General features: G+C 69.9%; 20 protein-coding genes. 9 read left to right on the plus strand and 11 right to left on the minus strand.

Features of this window, described 5'->3' with window-relative positions:
* Window positions 1-2: 2 nt before the first annotated feature.
* The 3 genes from ID574_RS02055 to ID574_RS02065 form a co-directional block, all read right to left on the minus strand.
* Window positions 3-773 carry a thioesterase family protein gene (locus tag ID574_RS02055; RefSeq protein ID WP_188187044.1) on the minus strand — a complete coding sequence of 257 codons (771 nt, stop codon included), beginning with the start codon at window positions 771-773 and terminating at the stop codon, window positions 3-5.
* A gap of 188 nt (window positions 774-961) precedes the next feature.
* Window positions 962-2,452, minus strand: a complete 1,491-nt coding sequence (locus tag ID574_RS02060) for a hypothetical protein (RefSeq protein WP_223166494.1) — start codon at window positions 2,450-2,452, stop codon at window positions 962-964.
* A gap of 181 nt (window positions 2,453-2,633) precedes the next feature.
* Window positions 2,634-2,858, minus strand: a complete 225-nt coding sequence (locus ID574_RS02065) for a hypothetical protein (protein WP_188187045.1) — start codon at window positions 2,856-2,858, stop codon at window positions 2,634-2,636.
* Between the two features lie 154 nt (window positions 2,859-3,012).
* Between ID574_RS02065 and ID574_RS02070 the strand changes: the two genes are divergently transcribed.
* The 4 genes from ID574_RS02070 (at window position 3,013) to ID574_RS02085 (ending at window position 8,159) form a co-directional block, all read left to right on the plus strand.
* Window positions 3,013-3,582, plus strand: coding sequence for an HhH-GPD-type base excision DNA repair protein (locus tag ID574_RS02070; protein ID WP_188187046.1), 570 nt, complete (start codon window positions 3,013-3,015; stop codon window positions 3,580-3,582).
* 217 nt (window positions 3,583-3,799) lie between these two features.
* A complete protein-coding gene (locus tag ID574_RS02075; protein WP_188187047.1) occupies window positions 3,800-5,893 on the plus strand; it encodes a SpoIIE family protein phosphatase in 2,094 nt (697 codons plus the stop codon).
* A 242-nt stretch (window positions 5,894-6,135) separates the two neighbouring features.
* Window positions 6,136-7,794 carry an RNA polymerase sigma factor gene (locus tag ID574_RS02080; RefSeq protein ID WP_188187048.1) on the plus strand — a complete coding sequence of 553 codons (1,659 nt, stop codon included), beginning with the start codon at window positions 6,136-6,138 and terminating at the stop codon, window positions 7,792-7,794.
* 104 nt (window positions 7,795-7,898) lie between these two features.
* Complete coding sequence (locus ID574_RS02085) at window positions 7,899-8,159, plus strand: hypothetical protein (protein WP_188187049.1); 261 nt, start codon at window positions 7,899-7,901, stop codon at window positions 8,157-8,159.
* Between the two features lie 22 nt (window positions 8,160-8,181).
* Here the strand turns inward: ID574_RS02085 and ID574_RS02090 are convergent, their stop codons facing one another.
* Window positions 8,182-8,919, minus strand: coding sequence for a YaaA family protein (locus tag ID574_RS02090; protein ID WP_188187050.1), 738 nt, complete (start codon window positions 8,917-8,919; stop codon window positions 8,182-8,184).
* Window positions 8,920-9,000: 81 nt separating this feature from the next.
* Here ID574_RS02090 and ID574_RS02095 point away from each other — a divergent pair, with 81 nt between their 5' ends.
* Complete coding sequence (locus tag ID574_RS02095) at window positions 9,001-9,705, plus strand: GNAT family N-acetyltransferase (RefSeq protein ID WP_188187051.1); 705 nt, start codon at window positions 9,001-9,003, stop codon at window positions 9,703-9,705.
* A 478-nt stretch (window positions 9,706-10,183) separates the two neighbouring features.
* On the opposite strand, the gene ID574_RS02100 is transcribed toward ID574_RS02095, so the two are convergent.
* Window positions 10,184-10,414, minus strand: coding sequence for a DUF7455 domain-containing protein (locus tag ID574_RS02100; protein ID WP_188187052.1), 231 nt, complete (start codon window positions 10,412-10,414; stop codon window positions 10,184-10,186).
* A gap of 224 nt (window positions 10,415-10,638) precedes the next feature.
* Here ID574_RS02100 and ID574_RS02105 point away from each other — a divergent pair, with 224 nt between their 5' ends.
* A complete protein-coding gene (locus tag ID574_RS02105) occupies window positions 10,639-12,729 on the plus strand; it encodes a DNA gyrase/topoisomerase IV subunit B (protein ID WP_188187053.1) in 2,091 nt (696 codons plus the stop codon).
* Between the two features lie 106 nt (window positions 12,730-12,835).
* Here ID574_RS02105 and ID574_RS02110 read toward each other — a convergent pair whose 3' ends face one another.
* On the minus strand, window positions 12,836-13,330 hold the full coding sequence (locus ID574_RS02110) for a beta-class carbonic anhydrase (RefSeq protein ID WP_188188227.1): 495 nt from the start codon (window positions 13,328-13,330) through the stop codon (window positions 12,836-12,838).
* 230 nt (window positions 13,331-13,560) lie between these two features.
* Here ID574_RS02110 and ID574_RS02115 point away from each other — a divergent pair, with 230 nt between their 5' ends.
* Complete coding sequence (locus ID574_RS02115) at window positions 13,561-13,884, plus strand: hypothetical protein (protein WP_188187054.1); 324 nt, start codon at window positions 13,561-13,563, stop codon at window positions 13,882-13,884.
* Between the two features lie 255 nt (window positions 13,885-14,139).
* On the opposite strand, the gene ID574_RS02120 is transcribed toward ID574_RS02115, so the two are convergent.
* The 4 genes from ID574_RS02120 to ID574_RS02130 all read right to left on the minus strand — a co-directional run bounded on the left by ID574_RS02120 (window position 14,140) and on the right by ID574_RS02130 (window position 16,598).
* Window positions 14,140-14,943, minus strand: coding sequence for an SAM-dependent methyltransferase (locus ID574_RS02120; RefSeq protein ID WP_188187055.1), 804 nt, complete (start codon window positions 14,941-14,943; stop codon window positions 14,140-14,142).
* Between the two features lie 45 nt (window positions 14,944-14,988).
* Complete coding sequence (locus tag ID574_RS59365; protein ID WP_223166286.1) at window positions 14,989-15,147, minus strand: hypothetical protein; 159 nt, start codon at window positions 15,145-15,147, stop codon at window positions 14,989-14,991.
* 76 nt (window positions 15,148-15,223) lie between these two features.
* On the minus strand, window positions 15,224-15,922 hold the full coding sequence (locus ID574_RS59370) for an ABC transporter permease subunit (protein WP_223166287.1): 699 nt from the start codon (window positions 15,920-15,922) through the stop codon (window positions 15,224-15,226).
* A 112-nt stretch (window positions 15,923-16,034) separates the two neighbouring features.
* Window positions 16,035-16,598 carry a thioredoxin family protein gene (locus ID574_RS02130; RefSeq protein WP_188187056.1) on the minus strand — a complete coding sequence of 188 codons (564 nt, stop codon included), beginning with the start codon at window positions 16,596-16,598 and terminating at the stop codon, window positions 16,035-16,037.
* A gap of 61 nt (window positions 16,599-16,659) precedes the next feature.
* Here ID574_RS02130 and ID574_RS02135 point away from each other — a divergent pair, with 61 nt between their 5' ends.
* On the plus strand, window positions 16,660-17,031 hold the full coding sequence (locus ID574_RS02135) for a VOC family protein (protein ID WP_188187057.1): 372 nt from the start codon (window positions 16,660-16,662) through the stop codon (window positions 17,029-17,031).
* 407 nt (window positions 17,032-17,438) lie between these two features.
* On the opposite strand, the gene ID574_RS02140 is transcribed toward ID574_RS02135, so the two are convergent.
* Complete coding sequence (locus ID574_RS02140) at window positions 17,439-19,940, minus strand: DNA gyrase/topoisomerase IV subunit A (RefSeq protein ID WP_188187058.1); 2,502 nt, start codon at window positions 19,938-19,940, stop codon at window positions 17,439-17,441.
* 299 nt (window positions 19,941-20,239) lie between these two features.
* Here ID574_RS02140 and ID574_RS02145 point away from each other — a divergent pair, with 299 nt between their 5' ends.
* Entirely contained in the window at window positions 20,240-21,064 is an 825-nt protein-coding gene (locus tag ID574_RS02145) for a TauD/TfdA dioxygenase family protein (RefSeq protein WP_188187059.1), read from the plus strand.
* The last annotated feature ends 237 nt before the right edge of the window (window positions 21,065-21,301 follow it).

Here is a 21,301-nt window from a genome sequence, read left to right on the forward strand (position 1 = left end):
CGTCATCTTGGCGCGACGAACAGCGTCTGAGTCGCCGTGCCCACCTGGCCGGTCTCGTCGTAGAGCGTGGAACGGGTCAGTCCGCGGCCGGCCGGGCCGATGACGGTCTCGGCGTCCATGCAGATCCACTCGCCGGCCGGGGCGCGGAACAGGGAGATCGTCAGGTCCACGTTCACGAAGACGTGCGTGGCGAAGTCGACGGCGAAGCTGACGCCGTTGCCGCTGTCGGCGAACACCGCCAGGCGCTCGAGCGGGGTCGTCTCCTCGCCCTCGACCAGCGGGACCGTGAGCCTGCCCCACACCGTGGCCGGGCCGATCTCCATGGGACCGCCGGTGACGAAGCGCCAGTCGAGCGCCTTGCCGTACCCGAAGCCGGAGCTCAGCCACGAGCTCGCGTGCTCCGCCGGGCGCGGCGGCACGGGGGAGGGCGGCCCCGGGACCGGGGTCGCGGGCGTGGCGGCCTCGCGGATGCGCCAGGCGCTCGCCCGGACGTACTCGCGGCCGCCGGACGACACGCTCGCCGTGAGGCACTGCACGCGCTTGCCGTCGCGGGCCACGCCGGTCGCGATCTCCAGCTCGGCCACCGGCACCGGCGCGAACACGTCCACTACCAGCCTGGACGGTTCCAAGCCCGGCCGCGGGGCGGTGCGGGCCAGCTCGTGCACGATCAGCGCGGTGACCGGGCCCATGTGCTGGGTGGAAGGGTCCCAAGGGCCCTGGGTGTGCTCCGACGCCAGGTAGCGGCCCTCCGCCAGGCGGGCGTACATCGACATAGAACGATATTCTAGGGCGGACGGCGCCCGCGGCCGGCCGCATTCCCGCACGCGCCGCCCCGTCGCAGGCCGGCCTCCATGGAGCCGTCCACGCGCTCCCCTTTCCCAACAGCCCGAGAGGACGGGAGGGACAGTCGTGACCAGGTGCGGAGAACGGGCCCGGCTGTGGTGAGGTGCGGAAGACGACGCTAGATCTCGTCGGGGATGTCGGCGATGTCGTCGAGGGCCGCGGCGAGCTCGTCGGGGTCGCCGCCGATCCGCTCGGCGATCTCGATCAGCACGTGGAGCACGTCGTGGCGGTCGTGGCCGAGGTCGAGCAGGCGCTGGGCGGCCTCCCACAGCTGCGGCGGGTCGCCGTCCCACAGCCGGGTGGCGATCTCCTCGTGCCAGGCCAGGTGCTCCTGGTCGACCGCGCCGCCGTGGTCGATCTCGATCAACGTGCGCCGGTCGGCCTCGTCGGCCGGGTTGAGCCGGTCGAGCTCGATGCCGTTGTGCGTGCCCTGCAGATAGGGGAAGGCGAAGACCCGCCTGGCCAGCGCCGACAGGTCGCCGTCCGGCAGCAGCCGCTCCAGCAGGGATCGGTCCAGACCGAACGACGTCGGGTCGCGGTACGCCTCGGGGAACTTGCCCGTGGCCTCCCACACCGCGTCGAGCGTGGCCTTGAGCCCCTGATCGGGCAGCCCCGTGCGGTGCGCCGCGAAGCGGACCCAGGCCGACAGCACGTGCGGCATCGCCTCCTGCTCGGCCTCGCTCAGCATCACCTTGCGCGGCAGCCAGTCGAGCAGGAACGTCTCGCACTTGGTCGGGCTGACCCGCAGCGGCCGGTTGAAGTCCTGCTCGCAGCCGTAGTCGATGATGTGGTCGGCGCACCGCGAGGCCGCCGACGGGTCGGACAGGTGCTCGGCCGCGTCGGAGGCCAGGAACTCCGCCGCCAGCATGGCCCGCCGCTCGCGGCTGTAGGGGGCCTCGATGTGCAGCGGGGCGGGGCGCTTGCGGCCCGGCGGCAGCGCCTTGATCCGGGCGCGGGCGAAGGCGTGGTAAGCGCTGTAACTGTCGCTCACCGGCGGCGGGTTCTTCGGCTCGCCGGTGGCCTTCATCGCCGACTCCAGCAGCGCCCTGGCCTGCTCGGGCTGGATCTCCTCGAACAGCAGCATCGCGTTGCCCGCGGCCTCGGCCCTGGCCTGCTCCAGCAGCTTGTCGACCTCGGACGACACCCAGGCGTCGCGCGCCATGCCGCTCATGTTGTAGTCGACGACCATGACCAGGGCGTGGCGGTCTCGCGGCTGGGATGCCTCGTTCCAGCGGTAGGCGAAGGTGCAGATCACCGTGTCCTGGTCGCCGTAGGCGTCGCGGGAGACGTAGCAGCCGGCGGGCTTGACGGCGCCGACCTTGTCGGCCCAGCCGGGCCGGGCCACCCCGGACTCCATCATCGCCAGAGCCGCGCCCTCGGCCTTGGCGCCCTGGCGGGCCGTGCCCAGATAGGCCAGGCAGATCAGCAACGTCAGAGAGGCCGGCGTGCCCGCCTTGGCGGCGTAGTCGACCAGGCCCTCCCCGAGCACCTGCTCCACGTCGCCGCCCCTGACCCGCTTGCCCCACCAGGCTCCGATCATGTCGGATACCATCAGCTCCGCGTCGAGAGGGGTGCGTACGGCCAGCAGCTCGCGAGCCGCCTGCACCATCTCCTTGAACACGTCGTCTGGCGGGGTGCTCTCCCGGGGATCTCGTCGGTGTCGGCGCACACCCTCACTCTCTCGTATTCCAGGCGCAAACGATGCGAAGAACCCGGCCTGGTAACCCCGATGTTATCGGGGTTTCTCGCCGTGGGCGCGCTGCCGCACACCCCCCGCGTCAGGAGCCCCGTCAGCGCGCGCTGCGCGGCGGGGGCGCCGAGTTGACGATCGCGAGCAGGTGCTCTCGCGCGATCCGTTCCACGATCTCGGGCGTCGCGGATATGCCCAGATGCTGCGCACACGCGCACACGTCGGCCACACAGCGGTCGATCGTGTCCACGGGTACGGTCAGGAACTCTTCGGCCAGCCTGAGACTGACCGGCTCCCGCAGGAACCGAGTGGCCAGAGCGAGCATAGATGTCAGATTCCTCTGGAGACCCAGGGGCAAACCCCTAGGAATGTCTGCTGGGCGACTTGCGCTCTCATTTCACCTTTTCTCCGGCGCCTGTCAAGCCGTCCCGACGGCTGTGTTCACGTCACCCGGTGCCCATTCATGCGAAGCTGTCTTCATGCGCATCCAGCTCGCCCAGCGGAGCGAGGCAGACGAACTCCTCGGCCGCAGTCCGCTCGCCCTGCTCGTCGGCATGCTCCTCGACCAGCAGATCCCGATGGAATGGGCGTTCACGGGGCCATACACCATCTCGCAGCGGCTCGGGCATGACCTCACGGCCGAGGAGGTCGCGTCGTATGATCCTGAGGCGTTCGCCGCGCTGCTCGCCGAGAAGCCGGCCGTGCACCGCTACCCCAAGTCTATGGCGGCCAGGGTCCAGCAGCTCGCGGCCTACCTCGTCGAACACTACGACGGACGGCCCGAGAACATCTGGGCCGGCGTGACGGATGGCAAAGAGTTGCTGAAACGACTCATGGCCCTTCCGGGATACGGCAAGCAGAAGGCCCAGATTTTTTTGGCATTGCTGGGGAAGCAGATGGGGGTTCAGCCATCAGGCTGGCGTGAGGCAGCCGGAGCCTACGGCGAGGAGGGGTCACACCGATCGGTCGCCGACGTCGTCGACGCCGAGAGCCTGGTCCGCGTGCGTGCCGCCAAGCAGGAGGCCAAACGCGCGGCGAAGGCCCAGTAGCTGCGCTGTAACCTGATCTTGCTGCGCGACGTGGAGCGATTTTGACAGGATGCGTTGACCTTAGAGGCGACCGGGCCGCGGCGGGGGCTTCCGTCCGCACATGCCCATCGCCGATGATGTACTGCAGAATCCGGTCGCCCGGAGCTGCGCTACGCCGAAACACGACTATGGAGATGTGCCGCGTGGGAGACCCTGGCACGCGACGGAGGTGCCGACCATGAGCGCCGAGACCTCCGTTCCCCGTCCCCGGGAGTCGGATGTGGACATCTCAGACTCCGCCCTCTTCCAGGGCTTGCTGTCGGAGGCCGAGTTCGCCTTCGCGTTCTTCGACGGCGAAGGCCGCGCCCAGCGGGTCAACGACGTGTTCTGCGACGTCGTCGGCGTGCCCGCGGACCGCCTGCTCGGCAGGCAGCCCGTCGAGGTGCTCGCCGCCGACCTCAGCCAGATCATCACCCACGCCGTCCAGGCCGTCATCGAGACCGACGCCCCGGTCACCGAGGGCCGGGTGCGCGTGCGGTCCGCCGAGGGCGACACCAGGCACTGGTCGCTGTCGTTCTCGCCGGTCCACGACGAGGCGGGCGAGCTGCACGCCATCGCGCTGGTCGGGCTCGACGTCACCGAGAGCCGCCAGACCGAGGAGGCGCTGCGCCGCAGCGAGGAGCGCTACCGCTCGCTGGTCGAGGCGCAGTCGCAGCTGGTCTGGATCACTTCCCCCACCGGCGCCGTCGTCGAGGACGCGCCGCAGTGGCGCGCCATCACCGGTCAGGGCCTGGAGGAATACCTCGCCAACGGCTGGCTGGAGGTCGTCCACCCCGAGGAGCGCCAGGAGACCGAGGAGGCCTGGCGGGAGGCGCTGCGCGGGCGCACCATGTTCGAGTGGAACTACCGGGTGCGCACCCGGGCCAGCGGCTACCGCCACTTCGAGGTGCGGGCCGTGCCGATCATCCGCCACGGCCGCGTGGTCGAGTGGGTCGGCGCCAACACCGACGTCACCCCGCAGCGCGAGGCCGAGGAGATGCGCGGCCGGCTGACCGACCAGCTCGGCGCCGCCGCCCTGCGCACCGCCCGGCTGCAGGGCGCCACCGCCCAGCTCGCCGAGGCGCTGACGGTCGAGCAGGTGGTGCAGGTCATCATCGACGTGGGCCGCACCGCCCTGGCCGCCGACCGCTCGGCCGTGGCGCTGCTCGACACCGACCGCGCGGCGCTCAAGCTGATCAACGGCGAGGGCATCCCCGAGGCGTCCGGCGCCTTCGGCGAGGAGATCCCGCTGTCCAGCTCCAGCGTGATGACCATGGCCGTCAACAGCCGCAGGCCCATGTTCGCCGAGTCGCCCGACAGCCTCAAGGCGCAGCTGCTCGAGGCCGGCGGCGACGAGGAGGTCCTCAACAACTACCTCGCCAACAGCGACGAGCGGGCCTGGGTCGGGCTGCCCCTGCTGGCCGCCGGCCGGGCGTTGGGAGCGCTCCGATTCTCCTTCACCCGGCCGCAGAAGATCTCCCAGGAGGACGGCGTCTTCCTGGAGGCGCTGGCCGGCCAGTGCGCGCTGGCGGTCGAGCGGGCCACGCTGTTCGAGCGCGAGCACCGCACCGCCGAGACGCTCCAGCGCAGCCTGCTGCCCGACCGCCTGCCCGTGGTCAAGGGCCTGGTGCTGGCCCAGCGCTTCCGCTCGGGCAGCCGCCACGTCCAGGTCGGCGGCGACTGGTACGACGCGTTCGTGCTGCAGGACGGGCGGGTCGCGGCGGTCGTCGGCGACGTCATGGGCAAGGGCGTCAAGGCGGCGGCCGGGATGGGCCGCATCCGCAACGCCATGCGGGCGCTGGCGCTGACCAACCCACCGCCCGCGGCCGTGCTCACCGGGCTCGACCGCGTCTTCGAGGCCACCGAAGAGGAAGAGCAGGTCACGACCCTGGCCTACATGGTCGTCGAGCCCGTCACCGGCGAGGGCACCCTGGCCCTGGCCGGTCATCCGCCACCCGTGCTGGTCTCGCCGCAGGGCACGGCGATCCTGTGCGACGCCGAGCCCGGCACTCCGCTAGGCTGGCCGACCAGCCGCAGGCAGTTCCGCTTCGTGGTGCCGCCCGGCCACACCGCCGTCCTCTACTCCGACGGGCTCGTGGAGAACAGGAAGCGCGGTTTGGACGCCGGTTTGGCAGAGCTTTGCAGTGTTGTGACCGAAGCGCCGCCTGAGGTGGTAAGTAGTCCGCACATGTTGCTGGACTTCCTGGTTGACCGGATGCTGTCTGGATATGAACAGGATGATGACGTTACCGCGCTAGCAATTCACGTTCCGCCAGCCACGAAGAGTGACTGAATGAAACAGTCATAACGGTTGCTTTCGGGTATCAGTGCCCCGCTTACGTACGCACTACTGTCTCGGTCGGCCTAGGGTGGAGGTCAACCGCCGGGAGGTGGCCGTATGGAGTGCGGGGTCGTGCCACAATGCTGTGCAGGTCCGTCGCGGTCCGCACGGCCTCACCGATCTCCGAGAGAGGCAACAGCCCCCCAGCGGGCATCTGGGTCCATTGTCGCCACGCGTTCGTTCGAGAGGTGTTCGTGTCGCCTGCAAGTTCGACTCGCTCGAAGCCACAAGAGCTGAACGAGCCCGTCATTCAGCGACTGCTCGAGCGTGGGCGCTCGCAGGGTTTCCTCGAGTCTGAGGATGTCCGTCAGGCCTTCGAGGAGGCGGACATCCCCATGTCGCACGCCGCCGCGTTCTTGCGGAACCTCAGCAAAGAGGGCGTGACCGTGGTGGTGACCGCCGCGGATTCGGCTGCGCCGAAGAAGTCTCGTGGTCCAGCAAAGCGCCGCACCGCCGCCCCCGTCAAGACCAAGACGGCGGCGGCCGCCAAAGAGCAGCAGCCGGAGACCGTGACCGCGGTCGTCGGCGCCGCTGAAGCCGAGCCGGCCGCCAAGAAGGCGGCCCCTGCGAAGAAGGCCGCCCCGGCGGCGAAGAAGGCCGCGGCTCCCGCCGCCGCCAAGAAGGCCGAGCCGAAGAACGCTGGGCCTGCCGAGACCAAGACCAAGGCGCCCGAGGCCCCGAAGGCCGACGTGGACGACGACGAGGACCTCGAGCTCGACGGAGACGTGGAGCTGGAGGACCTCGAGGACATCGAGGTCGACGACGACGACATCGTCGCCGAGGACTCCGACGCCGAGGCCGACTCCGACTCCGACGACACCGACGAGGAGGAGCCCAAGCCCTCCGAGATCGCCGCGGTGGAGAAGACCGAGGACGAGGTCCTCATCCTGTCCGACGACGACGATGACGCCCCGGTCGCGCAGGTCGCCGCCGCCGGCGCCACCGCCGACCCGGTCAAGGACTATCTCAAGCAGATCGGCAAGGTCCCCCTGCTCAACGCCGAGCAGGAGGTCGAGCTGGCCAAGCGCATCGAGGCGGGTCTGTTCGCCGAGGAGCAGCTGGGCAGCGCCGAGTCCGAGGGCCTGCCGGTCGACGTCCGGGCCGAGCTGGAGTGGATCGCCGAGGACGGCCGCCGGGCGAAGAACCACCTGCTGGAGGCCAACCTCCGGCTCGTGGTCTCGCTGGCCAAGCGCTACACCGGCCGCGGCATGCTGTTCCTCGACCTGATCCAGGAAGGCAACCTGGGCCTCATCAGGGCCGTCGAGAAGTTCGACTACACCAAGGGCTACAAGTTCTCCACCTACGCCACGTGGTGGATCCGGCAGGCGATCACGCGTGCCATGGCCGACCAGGCGCGGACCATCCGCATCCCGGTCCACATGGTCGAAGTGATCAACAAGCTGGCCCGCGTCCAGCGGCAGATGCTGCAGGACCTCGGCCGCGAGCCCACGCCGGAAGAGCTGGCCCGCGAGCTGGACATGACGCCCGAGAAGGTCGTCGAGGTCCAGAAGTACGGTCGCGAGCCCATCTCGCTCCACACGCCGCTGGGCGAGGAGGGCGACAGCGAGTTCGGCGACCTCATCGAGGACTCCGAAGCCATCGTCCCGGCCGACGCCGTCAGCTTCACGCTGCTCCAGGAGCAGCTGCACTCCGTTCTCGACACGTTGTCGGAGCGGGAGGCGGGCGTCGTGTCGATGCGCTTCGGCCTCACGGACGGCCAGCCCAAGACGCTGGACGAGATCGGCAAGGTTTACGGGGTGACCCGTGAGCGCATCCGCCAGATCGAGTCCAAGACCATGTCCAAGCTGCGCCACCCGTCCCGGTCCCAGGTGCTGCGCGACTACCTGGACTGAGATTCGGCTCACCGGAAGGGCCCCGACCTGAGGAGACTCGGGCCGGGGCCCTTCCTGCTGCTCGGGCAGTGGCCGACCTCGTCCCGTCGGCGTAGAACGGCGGTATGACACGCGCCGAGATGCCGCCGACCACGATCATCGACAAACAGACGATCAAGCTCCTGGGCGGACGATCCGTGGAGATCGTCGCCTACTCCAACGGCGAGTTCGCCATCCGCGTGGACGACGCGCCGTTCGTGATCGCGGAGTTCCGCGGCGGGGAGCAGGGCGGAGACGCGGCCGTCAGGTTGAGCCCCGGCAGACAAGGCAGCACCGTGCACGGGAACTGGCATCGCGACCGGCAGGTGAAGCTCAACGGGACCTGACGGCGTCGAGAGCGTCGCCGGGTCAGGTGAGACGCACGTCCAGGGTCCACTGGCGGGCGGGGCGGGGCGGCGGGGTGAGATCGACCGCGTAGCCCAGCTCGGTGAGGAGCTTGGCCAGGTCCTCAGGGGTCGACGGGGTGGTGTCGTGACGCAGGAGCGCGCGGGCGATCTCGCCGCGGGTGGCCTTGGCCATGTGGCTGACGACCTTGCCGTCCCTGAACACGCGTACCGTCACCGAACGGGCGCCCGGCTGCCAGGCGCCCGCGTACGTGGCCGAGCGCAGATCCACCACGAGTCCCGGCACCGCGTCCAGAGCCTTGGAGACCTGGGGACGCCAGAACGCGGCCAGGCCGCCCAGGGGCGGGAGGCTGACGCCCATGGACAGGCGGTACGGCGGGATGCGGTCGGTGATCCGCACCACGCCCCACAGACCCGAGAAGATCAGGATCGACTCCTCGGCACGCCTTCGCGCCTCGCCGTCCAGGGTGGCCAGGTCGAGATTGTCGTAGAGGACGCCGGTGTAGAGCTCGGCGGCGGGAAGCGTGGGGGCGGTCTTCAGCGCCGTGTTCCTGGCCAGCTCACCTGCCAGCCCGGGGCTCAGACCGAGCACGTCGAGGGCGTCGCGGCGCTTGGAGGCCCGGATGAGCGCGTTCAGCACCCGTGTGCGGGGCTTGTCGAGCGCGGGGAAGGACAGGGCTCCGACGGGCGGGCCGCTGCCTTCCCGCGCCTTGCCCTCCGACGGCGGCAAGAGAATCAGCACAGCCACCTACCCTATGGGTGACCTGGGAATGCTTTCCTCCCGGGCACGGTCGCAGGACGGCCCGTCGGCTAGGCTGCGCGGATGGATTTCGACCTTCTCGTCCACGAGGCGTGGCCCGCCTACGAGCAGCGCGTTCACGACGGATGGGTGCTGCGGTACGCGGGAGGCGTGACCAAGCGAGCCAACTCGGTGCTGCCCTTGGGCCGCCCGGCCGATCTCGACGGGTCCATCGGGGCGGCCGAGAGGTTCTACCGGGAGCGCGGGCAGCGGTGCGTCTTCTCGCTGGGGCCCGGCGCCGCGCCCGAGCTCGATGAGGAGCTGGAGAAGCGGGGGTACGAGCTGGTCGACCCGACGGTCATCATGGCCGGCGGCGGCGCGCCCGGCTCGGAGCCTGCCGGCTCCCCGGTCAGGATCGAGGACCGGCCGTGGAAGGGCTGGCTGGAGACCTGGTGGGCCGTGGACGGCCGGTACGGAAGCGGCCTGGCCGACGCCGAGCGCATCTGCACCGGAGTGCCCGCCTGGTACGGCGCGTACGAGGAGGACGGCGTGGCGCTCGCCGTGGGACGGGCCGTTCCGCAGGGCGACACGCTCGGGATCTACTGCATGGCGACGCTGCCGGAGGCGCGCCGCCGGGGGCTGGCCCGCACGGTCCTTCGGGGGCTGGTGCGGCACGCGGGCACGAACTCGGCCTACCTGGTCACCACCGCCCCCAACCGGGCCGCCCAGGCGCTGTATCGCGGCGAGGGTTTCGAGATCGCGGGCCGCTACCACTACCGCGTCCGCTGACCGCCGTCGACGCCGTCTGCGATCGGCCAGGTCCGTGCAGGACCACGGCCGCCGAAGGCCGGCGTCGGCGGCGCGGTCGTGGAACGGCACGCACCACACGTGATACGGCGCATCTGGCGCGGAGGCGGACCGGCAGGCCAGAGACGGTCTCGGCCGTTGGAGCGTCTGGAGAGGCCGGGACGCGCGTGAAAGGGTGGGGCTACCACTGGCGTAACCGGCGCGAGTGGGCGGAGCTACGACTCGCGTAACGGGCGCGAGCGGGCCGCGATCCGTGCAATGGGTGCGAGCGGGCTACGACCCGCGGGTGGGACGAAGCGGCATCCAGCCCGTGGGAAGGCGTGTGGGACGAAGCGGCATCCAGCCCGTGGGAAGGCGGGTGGGGCGTTGCCGGTTGGAAGCATGACGGCGACCCCGGGCACGCCCGAGGTCGCCGTCATGACAAGCGATATGTGGTTATCTCATCACGACCAGCGCTGGGTCAGCGCTCGTCGTTGGGGGCAATCGAAGGGGTCTTGCTGAGTCGAGCCGACTCGTCCAGGATGTCGGCGCCCTTTTCGCGCAGCGCCGCGATGTGCTGACGCCCGTGGTGGGCGCAGAACAGCAGCTCCCCGCCTACAGGCAGGGTCGCGCGAATGTAGGCCTGGGCGCCGCAGCGGTCGCAGCGGTCGAGGGCCGTCAGCGGCTTAACGGGGGCGAGAGCTCCAGTCACGTATCGCCTTTCGGGTCACCCCCGCCGAAGCGAGGATCTGGCGTCAGTCACTTGGAACAACATCTAACCGGACGTGGGCCTTCCCAACCTCCCCGTCTCTACGCCCAGAGCGGAATGTGTCCCAAAGTAATGACGATCAGCCGGTTGGTAACGGCAAACGTGTCGCCGTGGCAAGCTTGTACGCGTGCGTATGGGAAGAACGGTAAGCTACGCACACGTGTTCGATGCCTAGGACCAGGGGAGCTGGAGTGACGCTAGTGGAGGCGGGTTACACGGCTCGTCACCTGTCGGTGCTTGAGGGCCTCGAGGCGGTCCGCAAGCGCCCGGGCATGTACATCGGGTCCACCGACAGCCGCGGGCTCATGCACTGCCTCTGGGAGATCGTGGACAACGGCGTCGACGAGGCGCTGGCAGGGCACTGCGACCGCATCGAGGTCGAGCTCTACGCCGACGGCTCCATCGAGGTCCGCGACAACGGCCGGGGCATCCCGGTCGACATCGAGCCCAAGACCGGCCTGGCCGGTGTGGAGCTCGTCTACACCAAGCTGCACGCGGGCGGCAAGTTCGGCGGCGGCTCCTACGCCGCGTCCGGCGGCCTGCACGGTGTGGGCGCCTCCGTGGTCAACGCCCTGTCGGCGCGGCTCGACGTCGAGGTCGACCGTGACGGCCGGGTCCACGAGATCAGCTTCCGGCGCGGAGTGCCCGGCGTCTTCGACGGCGACGGGCCCACGGCGAAGTTCAAGAAGAAGTCCGGCCTTCGTCTCGGCGCCGAGCTGCCTGCCAAGGTCACCGGCACCCGGGTGCGCTTCTGGGCCGACAAGCAGATCTTCCTGCCCGACGCCGAGGTCTCGCTCGACGAGATCCACGTGCGGCTGCGGCAGACCGCCTTCCTGGTCCCCGGGCTGACCCTGGCGCTTTACGACAGCAGGCACGAGGAGCGCGTCGAGGAGGAGTTCCGCTTCGACGGCGGCATCTCCGAGTTCACCGAGTTCCTGGCTCGCGACGAGCCCGTCTGCGACGTGCTGCGCCTGCAGGGCGTCGGCCACTTCCACGAGACCGTGCCGGTCCTCGACGACCAGGGCCACATGACGCCCACGGAGGTCCAGCGCGAGCTGAGCGTCGACGTGGCGATCCGCTGGGGCAAGGGCTACGAGTCCACCGTGCGCTCGTTCGTCAACGTGATCGCCACCCCCAAGGGCGGCACCCACCTGACGGGGTTCGAGCGCGGCCTGGTGCGTACGATCAACGAGCTGCTGCGCGAGACCCGCCTGCTGAAGAACGGCGACGACCCGGTCACCAAGGACGACATCTCCGAGGGCCTGACCGGCGTGGTCACGATCAGGGTGCCCGAGCCGCAGTTCGAGGGGCAGACCAAGGAGGTCCTGGGCACCTCGGCGGCCACCCGCATCGTCTCCCATGTGGTCTCGCGCGAGCTCAAAGAGATCTTCACCAACCCGCCGCGCGGCTACAAGCAGCCGCTGCGCGCCGTTCTCGAGAAGATCGTGGCCGCGGCCAAGGCCCGCATCGCGGCCCGCGAGCACCGCGACAACCAGCGCCGCAAGAGCGCGCTGGAGAACTCCGCGCTCCCGGCCAAGCTGGTCGACTGCCGCAGCGACGATGTCGACCGCAGCGAGCTGTTCATCGTCGAGGGCGACTCCGCGCTGGGCACGGCCAAGCTGGCCCGCGACTCGGAGTTCCAGGCGCTGCTGCCGATCCGCGGCAAGATCCTCAACGTGCAGAAGGCGTCCGTGAGCGACATGCTCAAAAACGCCGAGTGCGCCGCGATCATCCAGGTCGTCGGGGCCGGCTCCGGGCGCTCGTTCGACATCGAGGCCGCCCGCTACGGCAAGGTCATCCTCATGGCCGACGCCGACGTCGACGGCGCCCACATCCGCACTCTGCTGCTGACCCTGTTCCACCGCTACATGCGGCCGATGCTGGAGGCCGGGCGGGTCTTCGCCGCCGTGCCGCCGCTGCACCGCATCGAGCTGACCAACCCGGGGCGCGGCAAGGAGAAATACATCTACTGCTACTCCGACGCCGAGCTGCACAAGGTCCTGCGCGACCTGGAGCGGCGCGGCAAGCGGTGGAAGGACCCGGTGCAGCGCTACAAGGGTCTGGGCGAGATGGACGCCGACCAGCTGGCCGAGACCACGATGGACCCGCGCCACCGCATCCTGCGCCGGGTGCGGATCGAAGACGCCGAGGGCGCCGAGGGCATCTTCAACCTCCTCATGGGGAGCGAGGTGGCGCCGCGGCGGGAGTTCATCGTCAACAGCGCCGCCGAGGTCGACCGCGACCACATCGACGCCTGAGGGCCGCGTACGGCACGGCCCTTGCCCGAGGGTCACCCGTGGGGCAAGGGCCGTTCAGAGGCGCGTGGGGGCCGTCTGGAGGGGATTCTGAGCCCCGGGAGGCGGCTCAGTAGTCGGAAGGCTTCAGCAGGCCCGTGCGGACGTCGTAGATGGCACCGGCCACCGGCATGTCCGCGGGCAGGAACGGGCTGGTCCTGATGCGGGTCAGGTCGTGGCGCAGCGCCTCGCTCTGGTCGCGGACAGTGTGGAACTCCAGGCTGCGGGTGTCCACCCCGCGCGCGCTGGTGAGAGCGTGCACATCCGGGTCCGTCACCTTGGCCATGCCGCAGTCCGTGTGCGGCATGACGAGCACCCGCTCGACGCCGAGCACGTAGACGGCCAGCACCAGAGTGCGCAGCACGTCGTCGGTCACGCGGGCCCCGGCGTTGCGGAGGATCTTGGCGTCGCCCGGCTTCAGGCCGAGCAGGCCCAGCGGATCGATGCGGGAGTCCATACAGGTCACCACGGCCAGCCCGCGGGCTGCTCGGCCCGTGAGTTCAGAGCCACCAAAATTCTGTGCGAACTTCGCGTTAGCGGCATAAAGGTCGTCGAACGCATCCATGCCAAAGATGATGGCGCATGCCTCTGAGCTGGTCGCTTCCGGGGTGGCCACCACGGCGACGGCCTTTATCGGATATTGAGCAATTGTGGCCGACGTGATTTTCACGAAACGTTTCTGACACTCAAGAGTATGGCGACCGGAGACGCTGGACTTCGCAAACACACCGCGACACCATGTCACCTTGCGTGATGATGTCGTAGCCGTTCGTATGTGATCGAAGAAGGTTAGTCGTGAGTAGGTCCGAATCGCTCGCCGCGTATCTCCGAGCCCAGGCCCGGCGCCGCCTCGACCGCGTGGAGTCCAACGACGACGGCCGCAACGCCCGGTGCGCGCTGGCCCTCCTCGACACCGCCGCCTACGCGGCCAGCCTGCCCGACGACGACCCGCTCATTCTGAGGCTGGATCAGGCGGGCTGTTTCGGGCCCCTGGGGTGTGAGGAGTTCGATCCTGGAGAGGCGGGCACCCGGCTCATCCGGCACTGGCAGGGCGGCGAGCCGCACGAGCTCCTGCTCGCCCTCCCGTCGGCGATCGCCGCCTCCACCGCGAACTCGTAGCGCCTTCCGGCTCATCGAGGTGTGCCGGGCGTCCGGCAGGCCCGGGCCGGCCGCGATGTGCGACCGCGGGCTCTTCGAACGCCTGCCGTGCGGCCGTTGCCGGGTAGCGGGCGCGTTCGAACGGTCTCGACCACTCGGAAGGGTGACACGTCCCGCGCTCGAACTTCGCATCAGGCCCGCGTCGAGCCGGAGCATCGTGCGGAGGCTGGAACGCGGCCTCGGCCGGGGACGGGCAGGCGGCGCGCGAGGCGGAGCTCACGTCTTGCGGCCGACGCCCACGTACCACCACTCGCTGCCCGCTAGCTCGGTCTCCCACGGCTCGTCGGGACGCCATTCCGCCACATGCGTCACGCCGGGCTCGAGCACGTCGAAGCCGTCGAACATGCGCGTGACCGCCTCACGGCTGCGGTGGACCAGCGGCGCGTCCGCCTTCTCGTACACTTCCCGCGCGGCCACCCCGATCTCCGGGTGCGCGTCGTCGGTGAGGTGGGAGATGACGAGGGCGCTCTCCGGCGCCATGCGCTCGCGGAACGCGGCCACCACGCCCCACGGGTCGTCGGCGTCTGTCAGGCAGTGCAGCACGCCGAGGAACACCACGCCGACCGGCTCGCTGAAGTCGATCAGCCGCTTGGTCTCGGTGGCGTCGAGGATCGACGCCGGCTCACGCACGTCGGCCTGCACGACCATGATGGCGTCGTCGGTGCCGGCCAGCAGGGCGCGGGCGTGGACGATCACGACGGGGTCGTAGTCCACGTAGACGACGCGGGCGTCCGGGTGGATCCGGCGGGCGACCTCGTGGACGTTGTTCTGGTTGGGCAGGCCGGTGCCGACATCGACGAACTGGCGGATGCCCTGCCGGGCGACGTGCCGGACGGCCCGGCCCAGGAAACGGCGGTTGGCCAGGCAGATCTCCCTGCTCGGCCCGAGCGCCATGATCTTCTCTGCCGCCTCACGGTCCGCCGCGAAGTTGTCCTTCCCGCCGAGGTAGTAGTCGTACATGCGCGCCGCGTTGGGAATATGGGGATTGATCCCTCGGGGGACGCGCGAGAGGTTGTTCATCTCGGCCCTTCGGATATGGCACCGCGTAACTGCTCGAACACGATGCTATCGCCCCACTACGGACGTAGGAGATCTTTTCCCATGTCTGAGGGCGTAGTCCAGGCTCACGGCCGCCAGGATGAGCGTCCCCTCGACGATCGGCCGGTACGTCGTGTCCCACCCGAGCGGGTTGAAGCCGTTGCCGATGAGCGTCAAGATCAGCACCCCGACCATGCCGCGCAGACCGCGCCCTGCCCGCCCAGGATGCTCGTCCCGCCGATCACGGCCGCCGCGATGGCGGTCACCTCCAGCAGCGTGCCCATGTCCGACTGGGCCGAGCCGCCCCGCGTGCCGGCACCAGCCCGGCCGGCGCGGCGCAGATCCCGCTGATGGCGAACACGCCGACGCGCACCGAAGGCACCCCGATCCCCGGCAGCCAGGAGGCCGTGGGATCGCCGCCGACGGCGTACACGTGCCGCCCGAACGTCGTGCGCGCCAGCACCACCGACGTCACCACGGCCACGGCGACCACCAGCAGGGACGACCCGGTGACGCCGCCGAGCACGGTCGGCCGGCTCAGCGACTGGAAGCTCTCCAGCCGCGCCGGCCCGGGCAGACGATGGCGCCGCCGGTGATCACCAGGGCCAGGCCGCGGTGCACGATGCTGAGCGCCAGCGTGGCGATGAACGTCGAACCGCTTGGCCGTCACTGCGTCCTGGAGCTGCTGGACCTGGGCCTGGGCGTCGAAGTCGGGATCGAGGAACTCGGCCGTGGCGTTGTTGGCCCTGGGCGTACTCCTCGACCCCGGCGCACGTCGCGCCGCGAACGAATTGGCCTTGGCGAAACCGAAGAATCCGATGCGTTTCGGCCCGCTGGAGGCCGCCGTGGCCGTGGCCGGCGTCGTGCCGCTCGGCTGGGCGCCGCCCGCGTTGGGGTTGACGCGGCCCGCGGTGACCGGGGTCACCGCGGCCAGGGCGGACAACGCAGACCAGCGGAGCATCGCGGTCTCCTTCGCATCGTCGGCGGCAGCGCGGGTGAACCGCGGCGGAGGGGGTGCGCCGGGATATCGTGCCCGTGATCAGAGAGAAGCCGATGGGAAGGAGACTCCTGGTTCAGGAGGGTTCGTTGCCCGGCTTCCACTTGATGCCGCAGCCCAGCGACGGGTTCTGCTCCGCGGGCACCTCGCCGCCCTCCAGCAGCGTGTCGATGGCCGCGCGCAGCGACGAGCCGGTCACCGGCACCGAGTTGCCCGGCCGGGCGCCGTCGAACTCGCCCCGGTAGACGAGCCTGAGGTGGGAGTCGTACAGGAAGAAGTCCGGCGTGCACGCCGCCTTGTACGCCTTGGCCACCTCCTGCGTGTCGTCCAGCAGGTACGGGAACGTGAAGCCCGCCCTGGCGGCCTGCTCGGCGAGGTGAGTGGGATCGTCGTCGGGGTAGTTGACGCTGTCGTTGCTGCAGATGGCGACGACGGACAACCTGGCGCCGTAGTCCGCGGCCAGCGCGCCGAGACCCTTCTCGATGTGCCGCACATAGGGGCAGTGATTGGAGAGGAAGGCCACCAGCGTGGCGGGGGAGTCTTTGAGATCCTCCAGCGAGACGTTGCCGCCGTCGATGGCGGTGAGGTCGAAGTGCGGCGCGGGTGTGCCGAGCGGAACCATGAACGAGTTGACAGCCATGGCACCATTTTCGTCCCCGGACGGACCGGTCAAACGACTCCCACGGTCTGAGAGGTGAATGATGCGCGGCATCGCGGAATTCCGCAGCGTCGTCCTTGACACTCCCGATCCCAAAGGGCTGGCCGAATTTTACTCGCGCCTGCTCGGCTGGCCCGTGACCTCGGTGGAGGACGACTGGGTGGTGGTGAGCGACGGCGGGCCGCCCAGGCGGCTGGCCTTCCAGCAGGCGCCCGACTTCCGGCGGCCGACCTGGCCCGACCCCGAGCGGCCGCAGCAGCTCCACCTCGATCTGCACGTGGACGACCTGGACGAGGCGGAGCGGCGGGCGCTCGAGATCGGCGCCATCAAGCACGAGCACCAGCCCAGTGAGGACGACAGCTTCCGGGTCTTCCTCGATCCGGCCGGGCACACGTTCTGCCTCTGCAGGGACTGACCCCGCGCTCGGCGGGGCCAATCCATCTACCAGCCTAACTCCGCATTTCGCCTGGTCATCTCTTGACGTCTCGGGTGGCCGGCGTGCTCCTCACACGGGGAGCGTTCCGGCGGCCGGGCCGCGCCGATCACGTGACGGCCCGCACCATCGCCGCACGCGGTATCGCGGGCCGGGCTGTCGTCACCAGCCGCACGCCATCGGCGTCCCTTCAGCCAGACCGGACCGTGCGAGCAGCCGGTGGTGGTCGACGGCCCCGCAGGCCATCGCGCCCGGCGATGACGAGGCTCTCCCCTGCGCCCTGGTCTGGGAGGGTTCAGCCTGGTCGGCGCGCCGGGAAGGCCGGGTGGGCTCGTCGGCTCGGCGGTATCGCCCTGCCGAGCCGAGCGAGCCCGGACCCTGATGGCACGTCAGAGGGACAGCTGCTCGTCGGCGGGTGGTGACGCCGGGGGCTGAGGCTCGGGGCCGGAGGCGAGGGCGCCGCCGATGGCGCCGATCGTGTGGGTCAGGCGGACGCCGGAGCCGTCGCGGCGTCCCAGCTCCTCCGGCAGCGGCACCGGCTTGCCCACCACCGACACGGCCTTGGCCGGGGCGGGCCCCGCCCACGCCAGCAGCAACTCGTCCTCACCCTTCAGGAACCGCTGCGCCCGCACCCCGCCGGTCGCCCGCCCCTTGGCCGGGAACTCGGCGTAGTCGGACACCTTGCCGCCGCCCACCTGTGTCCCCGGCAACGCCGTGGACGAGCCGGCGATCGTGACCACGTGCGCGGGCTGCTCGGGATCGACGACGCCGAACCAGATCACCCTGGCCCCGTCGTCCAGCCTGATGCCCGCCATGCCGCCCGCCGGCCGCCCCTGCGGCCGCACCAGCGAGGCCGGGAAACGCAGCAGCTGCGCGTTGGACGCGATGAACACCAGGTCGTGCGACTCGGACTCCAGCTCCACGGCGCCCACCACGGTGTCGCCGTCCTTCAGCGTGATCACCTCGAAGTCGTCGCGGTTGGCCGGATAGTCCGGCACCACCCGCTTGACCACGCCCTGCGCCGTGCCGAGCGTGAGCCCCGGCCCGCCGGGATCGAGCGATCCCAGGCCGACGACCTTCTCGTCGGGCTGCAGCGAGACGTACTCGGAGACCGGATGCCCGCCCGACAGCGACGGCGGGTTGGCCGTGGGCGGCAGCGTCGGCAGGTCGACGACCTGGACGCGGATGAGCCGGCCCATCGACGTGACCACGCCGACCTCGCCCCGCACGGTGCTGCGTACGGCCGAGACCAGCACATCGTGTGCGGTGCGCTCGCCCTCGCCCGGCAGCGGCGTGGCGTCGACGGTGCGGGCCAGCAGCCCGGTCGACGACAGCAGCACCAGGCACGGGTCGTCGGCCACCTGCAGCGACACCACCGGCGTGCGGGTGAGGTCGGCCGACTCCAGCAGGACCGTGCGGCGCGGCGTGCCGTATTTCTTGGCGACGTCGGCCAGCTCGCCGGAGACGACCTGGCGCAGCCTGGCCTCGGAGGACAGGATCTCCGTCAGCGCGGCGATCTCGTCGCTCAGCGTCTCCTTCTCACGGTCGAGCTCCAGCTTGTCGTAGCGGGTCAGGCGGCGCAGCGGCGTGTCGAGGATGTAGGAGGCCTGGATCTCGGTCAGGTCGAACACGTCCATCAGCCGCGTCCGCGCCTGCGCGGAGTCGTCGGAGGAGCGGATGACCTGGATGACCTCGTCGATGTTGAGCAGCGCGATGATCAGGCCGTCGACCAGGTGCAGGCGCTCCTCGCGCTTGCGGCGCCGGTATTCCGACCTGCGGCGCACGACCTCCACGCGGTGGTCGACGTAGACCTGCAGCAGCTCGCGCAGCCCGAGCGTGCGCGGCTCGCCGTCGACGAGGGCGACGTTGTTGATGCCGAACGTCTCCTCCATCGGCGTCAGCCGGTAGAGCTCCTCCAGGACGGCCTCGGGGATGAAGCCGTTCTTGATCTCGATGACCAGCCGCAGGCCCTTGTGCCGGTCGGTGAGGTCTTTGAGGTCGGCGATGCCCTGGAGCTTCTTGGAGGTCACCAGCTCCTTGATCTTGGTGACCACGCGCTCGGGGCCGACGTTGTAGGGCAGTTCGGTGACGATGATGCCCTTGCGGCGCGGCGTGATCTGCTCGACCGTGCACTTGGCGCGCATGCGGAACGTGCCACGCCCGGTCTCGTACGCGTCGCGCACGCCCTGCAGCCCGATGATCGTGCCACCGGTCGGCAGGTCGGGGCCCGGCACGAACCTCATCAGCTCGTCGAGCGTCGCGTCCGGCTTCTTGATCAGGTGGCGCGCGGCGGCCACGACCTCGGTGAGGTTGTGCGGCGCCATGTTGGTCGCCATGCCGACCGCGATGCCGCTCGTGCCGTTGACCAGCAGATTGGGGAACGCCGACGGCATGACGACCGGCTCGGTCTCCTGGCCGTCGTAGTTGGGCTTGAAGTCGACGGTCTCCTCGTCGAGCGACTCGACCATGAGCATGGCCGCCGGGGCCAGCCTCGCCTCGGTGTAACGCATGGCGGCGGGCAGGTCGTCGGGCGAGCCGAAGTTGCCGTGGCCGTCGACGAGCGGCAGCCGCATGGAGAACGGCTGCGCCAGCCGCACCAGGGCATCGTAGATCGCGGAGTCGCCGTGGGGGTGCAGCTTGCCCATGACGTCGCCGACGACGCGCGAGGACTTGACGTGGCCGCGGTCTGGGCGCAGGCCCATCTCGCTCATCGAGTAGAGGATGCGCCGCTGCACCGGCTTGAGGCCGTCACGGGCGTCGGGCAAAGCCCGCTGGTAGATCACCGAGTAGGCGTACTCGAGAAAGCTCGTGCGCATTTCGGAGGAGACGTCGATGTCGACGATCCGCTCCTCGAAATCCTCAGGTGGGGGTGCACTCGTGCGTCGGGCCATCTTGTGCTGCGCGGCTGCCTCGACCGTCGCGCCGAGGGGAAGCGCATCCTCCTTCTGTCCTTGTGCTGTAACCGTAGCCGTCAGCCCGCTGGAGAAGCGTCGGATCGGCGTGTGAGGCGGGTTGCCCCTGGAGATGATGGCACGAGCCGCGTCTCCTTGTGATAGGGCGATTTTCCTGGATCCTACTCGACGCTCGGCGTTTCTCGCAGACTTGTTCGATAGGGGGAGAGGTGCTTGACCAAGCAATTGCTTGGGTCTTACGTTCGGAGCGTGGGTTCCCCGCTGTCTCCGGAGGCGTCATGATCGAGTTCCATCCCGTGACCAAGCACATCGGCGCCGAGGTCACCGGGGTCGATCTGCGCAAGCCGCTGTCGCAGGAAGAGGTCGCGATCCTGCGGGAGGGCTGGCTCAAGCACCTCGTGCTGTTCTTCCGCGACCAGCACATCGACGACGAGCAGCACCTGCAGTTCGCCCTGAACTTCGGCACGCTCAACCACCCGGCCTTCAAGAAGGACGCCGCCAGCCCCATCCACGTGCTCGACCAGACCTCTCCCAAGGGCGAGGGCGGCGACGAGTGGCACAGCGACAACACCTTCGAGCCCACCCCGCCCATGGGCTCGCTGCTGCGCTGCGTCCAGTTGCCCAGCGTGGGCGGCGACACGTGCTGGGCGAACACGTACCTGGCGTACGAGACCCTCTCGCCGCCGCTGCAGCGGCTGTGCGACGAGCTGACGGCCGTGCACGACATCACGATGTCGATGAAGAAGGCGATCGCGAAGGGCCACCCCTTCGACCTGGCCGAGATCCAGGCCAAGTGGCCGCCGATCGAGCGCCCGGTCGTCCGCGTGCACGCGGAGACGGGCAGGAAGGCCCTCTTCGTGAACCGCTCGTCCACCACCCGCCTGGTGGGCCTCTCGGACCGCGAGAACGAGGCCCTGCTGCCGCTCCTGATCGACCACATCCGCTCGCCGGAGTTCCAGTGCCGCCTCAGATGGCGACCGGGCACCCTGGCCTTCTGGGACAACAGGCCGACGCAGCACTACGCGGTGGCGGACTACACGGAACGCCGCCGCATGCACCGGGTCACGATCAACGCCTTCCCGGAACACGCCGACCCGTCCTGACCGGCCACGACTCGCCATACGCGTCCGGCCCGCGATCGGCCACGCGGCAGGCCCGCAGGACGCGCGTGACGGCGCCCCGCCCCGTGAACCTCGTTTCCGCACGTCGCCACGACTCACCGTTTCCGCCCCCGCACTTCCGGCGGGCTGGAGAGGAAAGTCGGAGGGCGCTGGGTGTGACGCAGCGGCACGTGCGGAAACGGGGCGAACTGGGGAACGTTCTCCTGGACGGGGCCCGGC

Source organism: Nonomuraea sp. SYSU D8015 (genome assembly GCF_008065375.1).
Lineage (GTDB): Bacteria > Actinomycetota > Actinomycetes > Streptosporangiales > Streptosporangiaceae > Nonomuraea.